The sequence below is a fragment of the Mycobacterium vicinigordonae genome (assembly GCF_013466425.1).
In the GTDB taxonomy this organism is placed as follows: Bacteria; Actinomycetota; Actinomycetes; order Mycobacteriales; family Mycobacteriaceae; genus Mycobacterium; species Mycobacterium vicinigordonae.
The window spans coordinates 5,820,469-5,835,114 of record NZ_CP059165.1; the positions used below are offsets into that span (position 1 = coordinate 5,820,469).

Here is a 14,646-nt window from a genome sequence, read left to right on the forward strand (position 1 = left end):
CCAGGCTACCGCTATCGGCTGACGCCAGTAGCGGCAGAGCGGAGCTAGGTCTCTGGTGACAACTCGTGACGACGAGCAGCGGTTCCCGGCGCCGCCGGACGCGCGCGGCGCCGGGGCCGCCGTCGGGTGCTAGTTCGGGCGCTAGTTGTAGTAGCGGGCCTCCACCACGTTGCCGTCTGGATCGGCGAAGTAGTAACCCTGCGGGGCCCAGCCCTGGGCGCCGAAGGAGTTGTCCAGCCGCGCGCTGGTATCCACCCCCTCCGCCTGCAGCCGTCGATCCAGCGCGTCGTATTCGTCCTTCGACATCGCCAGGCAGACGTGGTTCACGCGATGGCCCGCGCTACCGGCGACCTTGGTCATCGCCTCCGTGAAGGGAGCGCCGTCGACAGCCATCAGGTCGATGATCGCGTCGTCGCACACCCGCACACTCGGAAACGGCGCCTGTCCGGCCTCGTACTCCTCGAAACGCACCGGCGCCAACCCCACCACGCGGGTGTAGAAGTCCATCGACGCACGTGGATCCCGTGTCCACAGCACTATGTGGTCCAGCCTCATGGATCCAATGGTCCTCGGCCCCGCCCGAACCTTCTCAGCCGGGTGTCGTTGTGATTTGGTGAGAATATGAGCTCATCTACCGAGCGGTTAGTCGAAACCAACGGCGTGCAACTGAAAGTGGTCGAGGCCGGTGATCCGGGCGCACCGGTCGTGGTGCTGTGCCACGGATTTCCCGAATTGGCCTACTCCTGGCGACACCAGATTCCGGCCCTCGCTGACGCCGGCTACCGCGTGCTGGCGCCCGACCAGCGCGGCTACGGCGGATCGTCGCGTCCGGATGCGGTCGAGGTCTACGACATCCACCACTTGACGGGCGACCTCGTAGGTTTGCTCGACGACGTCGGGGCCGACAAGGCCGTCTGGGTCGGGCACGACTGGGGTGCCGCCGTCGTCTGGAACGCGCCGTTGCTGCATCCCGATCGAGTGGCCGCCGTCGCCGCACTGAGTGTGCCGGTCACCCCCCGCCCGAAAGTCGCTCCGACGACGGCGTGGCGACGCATGTTCGGTGACAACTTCTTCTACATCCTCTACTTCCAGGAGCCCGGTGTCGCCGACGCCGAACTGGGCAGCGACCCGGGCCGCACCATGCGCCGGATGATGGGCGGTTTGCGTCTGTCCGACGACCACAGCGCCGGATTGCGTATGGTGGCCCCCGGACCTGACGGATTCATCGACCGGCTTCCCGAGCCCGCGGGGCTTCCCGACTGGATTAGTCAGGACGAACTCGACCACTACATAGCCGAATTCACCCGGACCGGATTCACCGGCGGCCTGAACTGGTACCGCAATTTCGACCGCAACTGGGAAACCACGCCAGATCTCGCCGGTGCCACCATCGGGGTGCCGTGCCTGTTCATCGGCGGGACAGCAGACCCGGTGCTGAGCTTCACCCGCACCGACCGGGCCGCCGAAGCGATCACCGGCCCGTTCCGCGAGGTGATGATCGACGGTGCCGGACACTGGATACAACAGGAACGACCCGACGAGGTCAATGCGACGCTTCTCGAATTCCTCAAAGGAGTGGAATGGTGAGTGCACCAATGCGTTTCGGCGTATTCATCACGCCATTTCACCCGACCGGCCAATCTCCAACGGTGGCACTGGAATACGACATGGAGCGTGTCGTCGCTCTGGACCGTCTGGGCTATGACGAGGCATGGTTCGGCGAACATCATTCCGGCGGTTATGAACTGATCGCCTGCCCGGAAGTCTTCATCGCCGCCGCAGCGGAGCGGACCAAGCACATTAGGCTGGGCACCGGCGTGGTCTCACTGCCCTACCACCATCCGCTGATGGTGGCCGACCGGTGGGTGCTGCTCGACCACCTGACCCGCGGCCGCGTCATGTTCGGCACCGGCCCCGGCGCGCTTCCTTCCGACGCCTACATGATGGGCATCGACCCGGTCGAACAACGACGAATGATGCAGGAGTCGCTGGAGGCGATTCTGGCGTTGTTCCGCGCTGCACCCGAAGAGCGAATCGACCGTCACACCGAATGGTTCACCCTCCGTGACGCGCAACTGCACATCCGCCCGTACACCTGGCCTTATCCCGAAATATCCACGGCAGCAATGATTTCCCCGTCCGGACCGCGGTTGGCCGGTGCGCTGGGCACGTCGCTGCTGTCGCTGTCGATGTCAGTGCCCGGCGGTTATGCGGCGCTGGAAAATACCTGGCAGGTGGTATGTGAGCAGGCCGCCAAAGCAGGCCGGGCGCAGCCCGACCGCGGCGACTGGCGAGTCCTGAGCATCATGCACCTCGCCGACACCCGCGACCAGGCGATCCAAGACTGCACGTACGGGCTGATGGATTTCGCCAAATACTTCGGCGCCGCTGGGTTCGTCCCACTCGCGAACACGGTCGAGGGCGCGCAATCACCGCGAGAGTTCGTCGAAGACTACGCGGCCAAGGGCAATTGCTGCATCGGAACCCCTGCGGATGCGATCGCCCACATCGAGGATCTGCTGGAACGATCCGGCGGGTTCGGGACGTTGTTGCTGCTCGGCCACGACTGGGCATCGCCACAGGCCACCTTCCATTCCTATGATCTGTTCGCGCGCAAGGTGATTCCCTATTTCAAGGGCCAACTCGAAGCGCCCCGAGCTTCGCACGAGTGGGCGAAGGACAAACGCGAGGAGCTGATCGGGCGCGCCGGTCAGGCAGTGGTGCAGGCCATCACCCAACACGTGGCCGAGCACGATGGAGCCGGCAACTGATGCGGGCCTCGGTGTTGCGCGACGGACGCATGGTCTACCGCGACGACGTCCCCGACCCGGTTCCCGGACCGGGGCAGGTGCTGGTTAGGGTGCGGGCCTGCGGAATTTGCGGCTCCGACCTGCATTTCGCAGCGCACGGCGCCAGAGTATTGGAAATGAGCGGCGAATTGGCCGGTGCCGGCGGCGGGATGGACGTCGACCTGGGACGCGACATCTTCATGGGCCACGAGTTCAGCGCCGAAGTGCTCGATGCCGGACCCGGCACCGAGACCCATCCGCCGGGAACGTTGGTCACCTCACTGCCGGTGTTGTTGTCCGACAAGGGAGTCGAGCCGATCGTCTACAGCAACACCACGCTCGGCGGTTATGCCGAGCTGATGCTGCTCTCGGCGTCGCTGCTGTTGCCTGTTCCAAACGGGCTGAACGCCAAACACGCGGCGATGACCGAGCCGATGGCGGTGGGACTGCATGCGGTGAACAAGTCCGGGATCACGACCGACGAGTCGGCGCTGGTGCTGGGCTGTGGCCCCATCGGGCTCGCAATCATCGCAGCCCTTCACCAGCGCGGCGTGGAAAGCATTGTGGCGTCTGATTTCTCACCCACGCGCCGCGGGCTGGCTACCGTGATGGGCGCGCATCAGGTCATCGACCCGGCTCGCGGCTCACCGTTCGACGCCCTCAACGCGGGCGTGGTGTTCGAAGCGGTCGGCGTCCCTGGGATCATCGATGACGTGCTGCTGCGGGCAGGGCGCGGCACCCGGCTGATCGTCGCCGGGGTGTGCATGGAATCCGACCGTATCCACCCTTTCTTCGCCACCGCCAAAGAGATCAACATCCAGTTCTCGCTGGCCTACGACATGGCGGAGTTCACCGAGTCGCTGCGCGCGATCGCCGACGGCGACATCGATGTCAGCCCACTGATCACAGGCGAGGTCGGGCTGGACGGTGTCGGAAGAGCCTTCGACGACCTCGCTGACCCTGAACGGCACTGCAAGATCCTGGTGACGCCTTAACTGTGCCGCCAGCTTCACGTCTGGGCGTTGCGCCGCAGCAGTATCGCGGGTTCGAGGGAACCGATGCCGCAGATTGTCCAGCAATTGACGGGCTTCGTGTAGCTCCCGGCGCAACTGCGCATCCCGTCGCACGCGGTGGTGGCGCTTCTGCAGGGCCGAAGGGCGGCGACGGTGTGGCGGTGTGTCGAGCTGACCTAAAATCTCCGTGATCGTATCCCGCAGCATCCGGGTCAGTATCGCCGCCTGCAACGCGTCAACATCCTCGCTCACCCGGGATATTCTCCCCGAGAAGCGGTACAGGACACGGCCGACGAGCGACGATCAGGCATCCGAAATCTGAACACGAGTTGACGGGGAGTCCCGTGTGGCGCAGTCTATTTCTCGTGATCGAGACCGCCGAGGAGCGACTGATCATCGAGCTGGAGAGACGGCTGATCGCCAGCTATGGACATCTGGGGCAGGAGCAGATCTCGGTTGCGGTCCGCAGCGCCCATGCCGCGTTTGACCGAAGTCCGATCCGCGGCTTCGTTCCGCTGCTCGTCGAACGGCGTGCCCGCGCCGAACTCGCGCAAACCTACTAACGCCCGAACGCAGAAAGCCGCCGAGACGCCAGCGACTCGACGGCCTTCTGCGATGGGCTCGCGGGCCTGAGTTTCATCCCCCGGCCGGTGGTTGTGCGATCACCGTTGGCTTGAACCCGTAGCGGGGCGCGGCGAAGTTGGCCACGCTACGACCGGTGCCCGCACCGGGCACCATCGGCAGTCCGCCGAACGCCGCCGTGGCGGGTTCCGCGGCGGCCGCGCCGGCGGCACCGTTGAGCGCCACCGAGATCGGCGTTGCCGCGGGGGTGGCCGTCCAGCTCGCCGGAACGGACACTGCTCCAACCTTTGCCGCATTGCCGACAGCTCCGGTGATCCCCCCCAGCGCGTTGCCCAAACCACTGCCGAAGGTGGGTGCGGCGGCCGCGGCCGCTCCCTCGGCGGCCTTCGCGGCCCCCTCAGCCGCCTTGCCGAAAGCGGGAAACGCACTGTGGAACAACCCGTCCAAGTCTTTCATCGCCGTGGTGCTGAGCCGGAACGGTGAAACCAGCCTGATGTAGGTGTCGAACCCGGTGCTGGCATCCAGCGTCGACGACCCGGTCAGGCCTTCCAGGACGTCGCCTAACAGGCCGTTCACTACGATCCCGTCGCCGGTGGCGTTCCACGTATGACCGGTGAGTCCGAGCGCTGCCTGGGGATTGGCGAGCCAGGGCGGAGTGTTTGTCAACCCGGCCATCTGGCTCAGCGCTTTGACCACGTCGTGGTACCCCGTTGCCGCCAGCGACGAGTTGACCGCGTTGATCTGGGCGTTGAATTGCGCATAAAGACCGGTCAGGTTCGCGGCGACCGATTGCGGGGTCAGCGCCGGCAGTTCCGCTGCGGCCGCCGAAGCACCGGAGTACCCGTACATGGCGGCGGCATCCTGGGCCCAGAACTCGAGATATTGCGCCTCCGTGGCAGCGATGGCCGCGGTGTTCTGGCCCAGGAAATTCGTCGCCAGCAAACCGGCCAACAATGCCCGGTTGGCTTCGATCACCGGTGGCGGCACCGTCGCGAGGAATGCGGCCTCGTAAGCGCTCGCCGCCGCGACGGCCTGCGCCCCTGTCTGCGATGCCTGCTCGGCGGTGGTGGTCAGCCATGCGATCTGCGGTGTGGCCGCGGCCGCCATGGATGCCGCCGAGGGGCCCTGCCACGGCCCGTCGGTCAGGCCTTGCACGACAGCTCCGTAGGAAGCCGCGACGGCTTGTAGGTCGCCGGCCAGACCTTCCCAGGCCGCGGCGGCGGCCAGCATCGGCCCCGAGCCGGGTCCGGCATACATCAGCGCAGAGTTGACCTCTGGCGGTAGGGCTGCGAAATCGACCATTGTCGGGTTGCCCTAAGCGACCGCGGCGGCGTTGGCGGACTCAGTGGTGGCGTACGAATTACCGCTGATCCCCAGCGTGGTCGCCAACTGCTCCTGCACGGCCGCCGCCTGCGCGCTGATTGCCTGGTACAGATTGGCGTGGTTGACGAAATGATTGGCCATCAGCATTGACACCAGGTCGGCGGCGGCCGGGACAACCGCTGTCGTGGGGCCCGCCGCGGCTGCATTGCCGGCGCGCATTGCCGCGTTGATGGACATGAGCTCGCCCGAGGCACCATCCAGCACCTCTGGTTCGGCGAAAACGATCGACATTGAGTCCTCCCTCAATTTCACGGTGCACATCTGCAATAAGCGCCCATGGACGCCACTCGTCGCTCGTCGCTGAGACGGTTCCGCGACAACGCTAAGGCAGGCGTTCGTATTCAAACAGGCTGCACGCGGCTTGTTCACGATCGAGTTAGGAATTATTCATTTGCTGCCGGACATTTATAGACAGATCGCCAAACATATATGAATCTTATATGTGGTCATATCTATTTGAGAATAGTATGAGTTATTCGCAACGGCGTAAGCGAGCGGTATTATGTGGCCCACGCGAGCCGACCGGGTACCCGGACAACGTAAAGCGATGACGAGTCCGGGGTCCGACGGGACTGCAACAGCAAGCACGAAAGCGGACACAGACAACGCTCGGCGGAGCGCTGAACCATGCCACTCAACACGGATAATTGCTGGTACACAGGTGAATATGGCGAACCGCGGCATGATTTCGCGATCCCCATGCGATGGGCGACGATGGGTAATCCGGCGGCGAGATCTGCGGCACTCGCTGCAATGAACGGCGGCCCGGCTGGGCCGCCCCGCTAGGCCTGGCACGAGGCCGGTGTGGATTTGAATCGCCGGCAGATCTAGCGCTGCTACATGCTTCTACAGTTGATGATTCCAACCAGCTATTTGTCAGCATCAGTTGTCGATGATCTGGCTAATATTTAGTTTGCTGATAGTTACTCAGATCACAAAATGTATGATCTACCTACCCCCGTACGGACCGTTATCTGCCGAGCTCGGTGAGACGTTACTTTAACAAAAGGAAAATGAGAGTAGTCGCCACGGTGGACGGGATGCGTCCCTTGAACCGACAGCCCGAAGCGCTAAGGTCCCACACATGCCGGCCCGAAGGAACTCCCGCCTCATCCGCAGTTCGATCGCCGTGGCCACCGCACTCCTGGCGGTCATCGCCCTGCCGTCCTGCGACTCTCATCCTGCAACGCCGACGCCGGGGATCGCCCCGCGCCAGGTCACCGTGTACGGATCGGGGCAAGTCCAAGGCGTCCCGGACACCCTCACCGCCAACGTCGCGATCGAGTTCACCGCCGCCGACGTCTCGACCGCGATGAAACAGACCAACGACCGCCAACAGGCGGTCATCAACGCCCTGGTTGGAGGGGGCCTGGACCGCAAGGACATCCGCACTACCCAGGTGACGCTGCAGCCGCAATACAGCACACCCGAGCCCGCTGGCGCCGCGACTGTCAGCGGCTACCGCGCCAACAACGCGATCGAGATCAAGATCCACCCCACCGACGCAGCCTCGACTCTGCTGGCCCTCGTGGTAAGCACCGGCGGCGACGCCACCCGGATCAACTCCGTCAACTACTCGATCGCCGACGACTCACAGCTGGTCAAAGATGCCCGGGCCCGGGCCTTCGACGACGCCAAGAATCGCGCCCAGCAGTACGCCCAGCTGGCCGGCCTGAACCTGGGCAAGGTGTTGTCGATCTCAGAGGCCACCGGCTCCACACCGCCGCCAACCGGAACCCCGGCGCCACGCGCGGCCATGGTCCCGCTGGAACCCGGTCAGCAGACGGTGAGCTTCTCAGTGACGGCGGTGTGGGAGCTAACCTGAGCTACTCGTAGACCCGTGGGTCGAGGGTCCCGATGTAAGGCAGGTCGCGGTAGCGCTCGTCGTAGTCCAGCCCGTAGCCGACGACGAAATCGTTGGGAATGTCGAAGCCTACGTAGGTGATATCGACGTTGGCGCCCACCGCGTCGGGTTTACGCAGCAGCGTGCACACCCGCAGCGAACGTGGATGCCGACTGGTCAGGTTGCGCAACAACCACGACAGCGTCAGCCCGGAGTCCACCACGTCCTCGACGATCAACACGTCACGGTCGTGGATGTCGCGGTCGAGGTCCTTGAGGATCCGCACCACCCCCGACGACGATGTCGAGGAACCATACGAGCTAACCGCCATGAACTCGAACTGCGTCGGTAGCGGGATAGCGCGCGCCAGGTCAGTGACGAATAGCACCGCTCCTTTGAGCACGGTGATCAGCAGCAAGTCCTGCCCGGAGTCGGCGGCAAGGCCGCGGTAATCCTCGCCGATCTGACGGCCGAGTTCGGTGATCCGGAGCTGGATCTGCTCCTGGGTGAGCAGCACCGATTTGATGTCCCCCGGATACAGCTCCGCCGTCACGATGCACAGCGTGCCACGCCGACCTGTGAACGACCAACGCAGGCTCTCACATTGCCTCGGGCGACAACGTAAGCAAGCCCGCACGCCGCCCGGCAACCAAGCGCCGACCACGCAACTGAGACCCGACCGCCACCCCGCCCTGGCCCCGCCATGCCGTGACCAGCCTGTCCACCGCACGGATCTGCTTGTCGGTGAGCCCGACCGCACCGCCGGATTGCAGCCAGCCCCGGATCACCCGTCGCCGCACCGGGTCGGGCAGGGCGGACAACGCACTGGCATCCAACCCGTCGCCGGACCCGATGTCGGCCAGTGCTGCGGCGGCAATCGCGTCGAGGAACTCGGTGTCCTCACGCAGCGCCGTCGCGGTGCGGGCCAGCGCTTCGGCGACCCCACCGCCGAGCACGTCTTCCAGCAGCGGCAACACCTCGCGGCGCAACCGAACCCGGGTGAAGCGGCGGTCGGCGTTGTGCGGGTCCTGCCACGTCGCCAGGCCCAGCTGGGCACAGGCGGCCAGCGTCACGGCCCGCCGCACCCCCAGCAACGGCCGACACCAGGGCGAATCGAAAGGACGCATGCCGGCGATGGACCGGGGACCCGAGCCGCGGCCCAGCCCGAGCAGCACCGTCTCCGCCTGGTCGTCGAGGGTGTGCGCCAGCAGCACCGGGCCGTCTCGATGGGCCCGCAGGGCTGCGTAGCGGGCGGTGCGCGCCGCCGCCTCCGGCCCTCCGGCGCCGGACGGGTCACACTCGACGGATAGCACCCGCGCGTCCACACAACCTAACGAAAGAGCTTGTGCGCGTGCGTTTTCCGCGACAACAGCAGAGTCCGGCTGCAGCCCGTGGTCGACGATCAACGCCAGGGTGGGCCGCAACTCCGCGGCGACGGCGGTCAGCGCCAACGAGTCCGGCCCGCCGGACAGGCCGACACACCACCGTTCGTCGCCAGCTACGTAGACGCGGGCGAATTCGATTGCAGCCCTGCGCAGCTGGGCTACAGCACCCGATCGATCCATCGCTGTGGATGTTCGATCTCGGCAGGCAGCGGCAACGTCTCGGGGCTCGTCCAGACCGTGTTGAAGCGCGTCATTCCGACCCTGTCCACCACCGCGTCGACGAACGCCTTGCCACGGGTGTACTGGCTTAGCTTGGCATCTAGACCCAGTAGTGCGCGCAAAATCCGTTGCAGCGGTGGCTGTTTACGCTGCCGACGTTCGTCGAACCGGTTGCGGATGGTGGCCACCGACGGAACCACCATCGGTCCGACCGCGTCCATCACGTGCTCGGCATGGCCTTCCAGCAACGTTCCGAGCACCAGCAGTTGGTCCAGCGCCTTGCGCTGCGGCTCGGATTGCACGGCGCGCACCAAACCCAGGATCCCCTCGGAACCGAAATCATCGGAACCCTTTCCGCGGCTGCGGACGAAACCGGCGAGTCGGCTCGCCACCTCTCCGAGGTTTTCGGCGGGCTCTTGGGTCAGCAGACCCAGCGAACTCGACATGTGGCCGGCGATCCACGGGTTGGCGGTGAATTGCACCCGATGAGTGACCTCGTGCAGGCACACCCACAGCCGGAAGTCGGACGGCTCGACGTTGAGCTGGCGCTCCACTGCGATCACATTGGGGTACACCAACAACAGGCTCCCCGCCCGCGCGTCCCCGAATTCGCCGAAGGGGTCGTATTGGCCGAGGATGCCCGAGGAGACGTACGCCAGCACAGCTCCCGTCTGCGCGCCGGTGAGCCGGCCGGTGAGAAAGCCCCGCGGCTTATCACCTCCGTTGGTCATCGCCCGCATCGACTCGGTGGCCGCCCTGATCCACTGCCGCCGGTCCACCACGCGGGCCGGCGGCACCGCGCCGTCTGTGATCAGGCCGGTGACGTCGCGAACCGGTGGCTCGGCCTGCGCGGCGGCGCTCATCAGCTCGTCGATCACCTGGCGGCGGGTGTACTCCGACGTGACCGGACCCCCGCGGGTCAGCTTCTCCCCCACTGCGGCGGCGAAACGCCAGTCGACGGCGTTGCCCATGGTCAGTTCGGCGGTGTCGGTCATGCCGCGCACCCACAGAACCACAACCGGGTCGCCAGCGCGTCCATTGCGTTGCGGCCGTTGGGTCCGGCGTCGTTGGAGATGAACGCGAAGGTAAGCACCCGTCCGCTCGCGTCGGTCAGAACCCCAACGAGCGAGTTTACGGCGGTCAGCGAGCCGGTCTTGGCCCGCAGCCAGCCCGCCGGGCCTTGATCGGTGGACCGGTCGAGGAAGCGTTCACCGAGCGTGCCGCTGCCGCCGGCGATCGGCAGCAGATCCAGCAAGGCCCGCAACGACGGCTGATCCGGCCCCGCGGCAGCCTGCACCGCGCCGTCGAGGGTGCGTGCGGTCAAGCGATTGTCCACCGACAGGCCACTGGAATCGACCAGCGCGACCCCACCGGTGTCCACATGCGCGATGTTGAGCCGATTGGTCACTGCGTCGACCGCGCCGGTGAAGCTCCGCGGCCGGTTGATGGCGGCGGCCACCTCACGCGCGATGCACTCGGCCATCACATTGTCCGAGGCGTTCATCATCTGGGACAGCCGCTGGATCAGCGGTGCGGACTGCACAACGGCCAGTTGCCGGGCGCCAGAAGGCGCCGACGCGACGGATACCGCCGCCGGGTCCAGCCCCAAGGCCTTAGCCAGCTCCCGCCCGGCATCCAACGCCGGCGTTCGAGAGCGGCGGGAGTTGACGGTGGTGGGCTGAATGCGGCCGGCATCGATCATCGCCGCCTCGATCGGGGCGACGTCGCCGTTGTCGACATCGGCGAGATCCCAACCCGGAGCGATGGTGGGACCGCTGAAAGCCGACATGTCGACCTGCACCGACGTCGGCGTCATTCCGCTGCGGTGTATCTGCTCGACCAAGTCGTTGATCCGGGCCGCACCGCGATACCAGGTGTCAACGCCGGGCGGGGCGGCCGACAGCGTCGGGTCCCCGGCGCCCACCAACACCACAGGTCCCTGCGAGCTCTGCGCGGCGGCCACCACCCGGGTGCTGATCCGCGCCTGCCGGTCCAGGGTGAGCAGCGCCGCGGCGGCGGTCAGGATTTTATTGACCGATGCCGGCACCATCGGCACGTCGTCAAGTTGACGCCACAGTTCCTTGCCGGTCATGGCATCGGTGATCCGGCCTCCCAGCCTGCCCAGATTGGGGTCGGCGGCGGCCGCGGCCAGTGCCGCCGCCACCCCGCCGGCGCTCGGTGCCTCGGCGTTGTCCGCCACCGGACTCACCCCCGCTTTGACGGTGGGCGGACGGGGCGGGGGTACCGGTGACCGGGCCCCGCTGCCGCCATGCCCACCGGTGGTGAACAGCACCGCGGCCGCGACCACGGCCGCAACGAACGCACACACCGTCAACCCCACCAACACGTGGGTGGTCTTGCGCCAGCGTTTGGGACCCATAGGACTGCGAAACTCCTGTCTTCTGCGCCCCATTCTGCCGAACCGGCCACGAAGGAACGCTAAGACACTGCTCGACTACTGTGTATCCGTGCAATTCGACGTGACCATCGAAATCCCAAAGGGCCAGCGCAACAAGTACGAGGTCGACCACGAGACCGGCCGCGTAAGGCTGGACCGCTACCTCTACACACCGATGGCTTACCCGACCGACTACGGCTTCATCGAGGACACCCTCGGTGAAGACGGTGACCCGCTGGACGCTCTCGTACTGCTGCCGCAGCCGCTGTTCCCCGGGGTGCTGGTGGAGGCGCGGCCGGTGGGCATGTTCCGCATGGTCGACGAGGCCGGTGGCGACGACAAGGTGCTGTGCGTGCCGGCCGGTGACCAGCGTTGGGACCACATCCAAGACATCGGCGACGTCCCGGAGTGGGAACTCGAAGCCATCAAGCACTTCTTCGTGCACTACAAGGACCTGGAGCCGGGCAAGTTCGTCAAGGCCGCCGACTGGGTCGGCCGTGCCGAAGCCGAAGCCGAGGTGCAGCGTTCGGTGGAGCGATTCAAGTCCAGCGGCCACTGACGCCTAGCCCGTGACGGACGGCGCGAGCGCCCATGGCGCGTCGGCGGGACCGATCGCACGCGCCAGCGTCGCGCGGGTAGGCATCGCGACCGCGGTGACCGCGCTGTGCGGTTATGCGGTGATCTATCTGGCGGCGCGCAACCTCGCGCCGGGTGGCTTCTCCATATTCGGGGTGTTCTGGGGGGCGTTTGGGCTGGTTACCGGCGCCGCCAGCGGCTTACTGCAGGAGGCGACGCGCGAGATCCGGGCCATGCAGTACCTGGCTGAGCTGCCAAGTCGACGGACGCATCCACTGCGGGTCGCCGCTGTGGTCGGCCTGACCTCGGCCGCCGTAATCGCGGGGAGTTCACCGCTGTGGAGCGGACGGGTATTCGTCGAGCAGCGCTCGTTGTCGGTGGCGCTGCTCAGCGTCGGGTTGGCCGGGTTCTGCCTGCACTCCACCCTGCAGGGGATGCTCGCCGGCACCAACCGGTGGGGGCAGTACGGGGCGTTGATGGTGACCGATGCCGTCATCCGGGTGGCGGTGGCGACGGCGACCTACGTGCTCGGCTGGGGCCTGGCCGGTTTCCTGTGGGCGACCGTCACTGGCTCGGTGGCCTGGCTGATCATGCTCGCCAGTTCACCGGCCGCACGCGCGGCGGCGCGGCTAGTGACGCCCGGCAGCGCCGCGATGTTTCTGCGCGGCGCCGCCCACTCGATCACCGCGGCGGGGGCCAGCGCGATCCTGGTGATGGGCTTTCCGGTGCTGCTCAAGCTCACCTCCGCCGAGCTGGGACCACAGGGCGGCGTGGTCATCCTGGCGGTCACACTTACTCGCGCGCCGCTATTGGTTCCGCTGACCGCCATGCAGGGCAACCTGATCGCGCACTTCGTCGACGAGCGCGGGCACCGGTTGCGTGCCCTGGTGGCACCGGCGCTACTGGTCACCGGTATCGGCGGGCTGGGGGTGCTGCTGGCCGGCGTAGTGGGCCCGTGGTTGCTGCGGTTCGCCTTCGGGGCGGACTATCAGGCCAGCAGCGCGCTGCTGGCTTGGTTGACCGCCGCTGCCGTATCGATCGCGCTGCTGACATTGACCGGCGCGGCCGCGGTCGCGGCCGCCCTGCACCGGGCGTACGCGCTGGGCTGGGTCGGCGCGACGGTGGCCTCCGGACTGTTGCTGATGCTGCCGCTGGAGCTGGAGACCCGCACCGTGGTCGGTCTGCTGTGCGGCCCGCTGGTGGGAATTGGCGTCCATCTCGCCGCTTTGGGGCGTGCCGGCCGCGCGCGAGGCTGATGACGGCCAGTTTTGGCGTGTAACTTGTGGGCTTGGATATGGGCACTGAAAAGTTAGGTACCGACACGCGTTACCCCGAAGCGCGTTACCCCGAAGCCTGGATTGTCGTTCCCGCCTACAACGAAGCCACTGTGATCGGCGAGGTCGTCGCAGAGTTGCGTTCGGTCTTCGATCACGTCGTCGTGGTCGACGACGGCAGCACCGACGGCAGCGGCGAGGTCGCCCGGCAGGCGGGGGCGTACCTGGTGCGCCATCCGATCAACCTGGGCCAGGGCGCGGCCATCCAGACCGGCATCGAGTACGCGCGCAGGCAACCCGGGTCTGCGGTGTTCGCCACCTTCGACGCCGACGGGCAGCACCGGGTTAAAGACGTGGCCAGGATGATCGACCGGCTCAACCGTGGCGACGTCGACGTCGTGATCGGGACCCGGTTCGGCCAGTCCGTCGCGAGCCGGCCACCGCTGCTGAAGCGGATCGTGCTGCAGACGGCCGCGCGGTTGAGCCGGCGGGGCCGCCGGCTCGGCCTGACCGACACCAACAACGGGCTACGGGTGTTTAACAAGACAGTGGCCGACGGTCTGAACATCACCATGAGCGGGATGAGTCACGCCAGTGAGATCGTGATGATGATCGCCGAAAACCATTGGCGGGTAGCCGAAGAACCAGTCGAAGTGCTTTACACCGAATACTCCAAGTCCAAGGGGCAGCCGCTGCTCAACGGCGTCAACATCATCTTCGACGGATTCCTGCGTGGGCGGATACGCCGATGATTGAGAGGAGCGCTCGATGAACTGGATCAAGGTGCTGCTGATCGGCTCGATCATCGCGCTGCTCGTCTTCCTGTTGCGCTCACGCCGCAGCGCACGGGCCCGCGCCTGGGTGAAAGTGGGCTACGTCCTGTTCGTGGTGCTCGGCATTTACGCCGTGCTGCGCCCTGACGACACCACCGTGGTGGCGCACTGGTTCGGGGTGAACCGCGGCACCGACCTGATGCTGTATGCGCTGATCATGGCGTTCAGTTTCACCACGCTGAGCACTTACATGCGGTTCAAGGACTTGGAGCTGCGCTACGCGCGCCTGGCGCGGGCCATCGCGGTGGAAGGCGCCCAGGAGCCGGAACCCGCCCCGGAGCTCTCCCCGCGAGAGTGAATCCTGCGACACTCCTCTCGGCGTGTCTGTCGCGGGATTCACCGTGGGCAGCG

15 protein-coding genes and 1 pseudogene are annotated in these 14,646 nt (G+C 66.3%); 9 read left to right on the forward strand and 7 right to left on the reverse strand.

Annotated features, from left to right (window positions below; all coding sequences use genetic code 11):
• Positions 1-141: 141 nt before the first annotated feature.
• Positions 142-555 carry a VOC family protein gene (locus H0P51_RS26090; protein WP_180915682.1) on the reverse strand — a complete coding sequence of 138 codons (414 nt, stop codon included), beginning with the start codon at positions 553-555 and terminating at the stop codon, positions 142-144.
• 66 nt (positions 556-621) lie between these two features.
• On the opposite strand from H0P51_RS26090, the gene H0P51_RS26095 reads away from it, so the two are divergent.
• The 4 genes from H0P51_RS26095 to H0P51_RS26110 all read left to right on the forward strand — a co-directional run bounded on the left by H0P51_RS26095 (position 622) and on the right by H0P51_RS26110 (position 4,365).
• Positions 622-1,587, forward strand: coding sequence for an alpha/beta fold hydrolase (locus tag H0P51_RS26095; RefSeq protein WP_180915683.1), 966 nt, complete (start codon positions 622-624; stop codon positions 1,585-1,587).
• On the forward strand, positions 1,584-2,771 hold the full coding sequence (locus H0P51_RS26100) for an LLM class flavin-dependent oxidoreductase (RefSeq protein ID WP_180915684.1): 1,188 nt from the start codon (positions 1,584-1,586) through the stop codon (positions 2,769-2,771). The genes H0P51_RS26095 and H0P51_RS26100 overlap by 4 nt, the downstream gene beginning before the upstream one ends.
• Positions 2,771-3,784, forward strand: a complete 1,014-nt coding sequence (locus H0P51_RS26105; RefSeq protein ID WP_180915685.1) for a zinc-binding dehydrogenase — start codon at positions 2,771-2,773, stop codon at positions 3,782-3,784. Before H0P51_RS26100 ends, H0P51_RS26105 begins: the two co-directional genes overlap by 1 nt.
• A 383-nt stretch (positions 3,785-4,167) precedes the next feature.
• The gene (locus H0P51_RS26110; protein WP_180915686.1) at positions 4,168-4,365 is read left to right on the forward strand and encodes a three-helix bundle dimerization domain-containing protein; all 198 of its coding nucleotides are present in this window, start codon (positions 4,168-4,170) and stop codon (positions 4,363-4,365) included.
• A gap of 73 nt (positions 4,366-4,438) precedes the next feature.
• Here H0P51_RS26110 and H0P51_RS26115 read toward each other — a convergent pair whose 3' ends face one another.
• Both H0P51_RS26115 and H0P51_RS26120 read right to left on the reverse strand, forming a co-directional pair.
• A complete protein-coding gene (locus tag H0P51_RS26115) occupies positions 4,439-5,686 on the reverse strand; it encodes a PPE family protein (RefSeq protein ID WP_180915687.1) in 1,248 nt (415 codons plus the stop codon).
• Between the two features lie 12 nt (positions 5,687-5,698).
• Entirely contained in the window at positions 5,699-5,998 is a 300-nt protein-coding gene (locus H0P51_RS26120; RefSeq protein WP_180915688.1) for a PE family protein, read from the reverse strand.
• 853 nt (positions 5,999-6,851) lie between these two features.
• Here H0P51_RS26120 and H0P51_RS26125 point away from each other — a divergent pair.
• On the forward strand, positions 6,852-7,592 hold the full coding sequence (locus H0P51_RS26125; protein WP_180915689.1) for an SIMPL domain-containing protein: 741 nt from the start codon (positions 6,852-6,854) through the stop codon (positions 7,590-7,592).
• 1 nt (position 7,593) lies between these two features.
• On the opposite strand, the pseudogene hpt reads toward H0P51_RS26125, so the two are convergent.
• The 4 genes and pseudogenes from hpt to dacB all read right to left on the reverse strand — a co-directional run bounded on the left by hpt (position 7,594) and on the right by dacB (position 11,594).
• Positions 7,594-8,200, reverse strand: a pseudogene (gene hpt / locus H0P51_RS26130) (hypoxanthine phosphoribosyltransferase).
• Positions 8,201-8,209: 9 nt separating this feature from the next.
• Positions 8,210-9,175, reverse strand: coding sequence for a tRNA lysidine(34) synthetase TilS (gene tilS, locus H0P51_RS26135; protein WP_180915691.1), 966 nt, complete (start codon positions 9,173-9,175; stop codon positions 8,210-8,212).
• Positions 9,154-10,209 (reverse strand): zinc-dependent metalloprotease, encoded by a 1,056-nt coding sequence (locus H0P51_RS26140; RefSeq protein WP_180915692.1) that lies wholly within the window; start codon positions 10,207-10,209, stop codon positions 9,154-9,156. Before H0P51_RS26140 ends, tilS begins: the two co-directional genes overlap by 22 nt.
• Positions 10,206-11,594: a D-alanyl-D-alanine carboxypeptidase/D-alanyl-D-alanine endopeptidase gene (gene dacB, locus H0P51_RS26145; protein ID WP_180915693.1), complete on the reverse strand. Its 1,389-nt coding sequence runs from the start codon at positions 11,592-11,594 to the stop codon at positions 10,206-10,208. The genes H0P51_RS26140 and dacB overlap by 4 nt, the downstream gene beginning before the upstream one ends.
• A gap of 88 nt (positions 11,595-11,682) precedes the next feature.
• Here dacB and H0P51_RS26150 point away from each other — a divergent pair, with 88 nt between their 5' ends.
• From H0P51_RS26150 to H0P51_RS26165, 4 genes are read left to right on the forward strand one after another with little or no spacing between them, the layout of a single operon-like run.
• On the forward strand, positions 11,683-12,171 hold the full coding sequence (locus H0P51_RS26150; RefSeq protein ID WP_180915694.1) for an inorganic diphosphatase: 489 nt from the start codon (positions 11,683-11,685) through the stop codon (positions 12,169-12,171).
• A gap of 10 nt (positions 12,172-12,181) precedes the next feature.
• Positions 12,182-13,444 (forward strand): polysaccharide biosynthesis protein, encoded by a 1,263-nt coding sequence (locus H0P51_RS26155; protein WP_180915695.1) that lies wholly within the window; start codon positions 12,182-12,184, stop codon positions 13,442-13,444.
• A gap of 38 nt (positions 13,445-13,482) precedes the next feature.
• Positions 13,483-14,214, forward strand: a complete 732-nt coding sequence (locus H0P51_RS26160) for a glycosyltransferase family 2 protein (protein ID WP_180915696.1) — start codon at positions 13,483-13,485, stop codon at positions 14,212-14,214.
• A gap of 16 nt (positions 14,215-14,230) precedes the next feature.
• A complete protein-coding gene (locus H0P51_RS26165; RefSeq protein WP_180915697.1) occupies positions 14,231-14,593 on the forward strand; it encodes a DUF2304 domain-containing protein in 363 nt (120 codons plus the stop codon).
• Positions 14,594-14,646: the final 53 nt, after the last annotated feature.

Coding starts and splice junctions, on each gene's coding strand:
- H0P51_RS26120 (WP_180915688.1), bottom strand. CDS start 5,998: ATGTCGATCGTTTTCGCCGAACCAGAGGTGCTGGATGGTGCCTCGGGC.
- H0P51_RS26095 (WP_180915683.1), top strand. CDS start 622: ATGAGCTCATCTACCGAGCGGTTAGTCGAAACCAACGGCGTGCAACTG.
- dacB (WP_180915693.1), bottom strand. CDS start 11,594: ATGGGTCCCAAACGCTGGCGCAAGACCACCCACGTGTTGGTGGGGTTG.
- H0P51_RS26160 (WP_180915696.1), top strand. CDS start 13,483: ATGGGCACTGAAAAGTTAGGTACCGACACGCGTTACCCCGAAGCGCGT.
- H0P51_RS26140 (WP_180915692.1), bottom strand. CDS start 10,209: ATGACCGACACCGCCGAACTGACCATGGGCAACGCCGTCGACTGGCGT.
- tilS (WP_180915691.1), bottom strand. CDS start 9,175: ATGGATCGATCGGGTGCTGTAGCCCAGCTGCGCAGGGCTGCAATCGAA.
- H0P51_RS26165 (WP_180915697.1), top strand. CDS start 14,231: ATGAACTGGATCAAGGTGCTGCTGATCGGCTCGATCATCGCGCTGCTC.
- H0P51_RS26090 (WP_180915682.1), bottom strand. CDS start 555: ATGAGGCTGGACCACATAGTGCTGTGGACACGGGATCCACGTGCGTCG.
- H0P51_RS26105 (WP_180915685.1), top strand. CDS start 2,771: ATGCGGGCCTCGGTGTTGCGCGACGGACGCATGGTCTACCGCGACGAC.
- H0P51_RS26115 (WP_180915687.1), bottom strand. CDS start 5,686: ATGGTCGATTTCGCAGCCCTACCGCCAGAGGTCAACTCTGCGCTGATG.
- H0P51_RS26125 (WP_180915689.1), top strand. CDS start 6,852: ATGCCGGCCCGAAGGAACTCCCGCCTCATCCGCAGTTCGATCGCCGTG.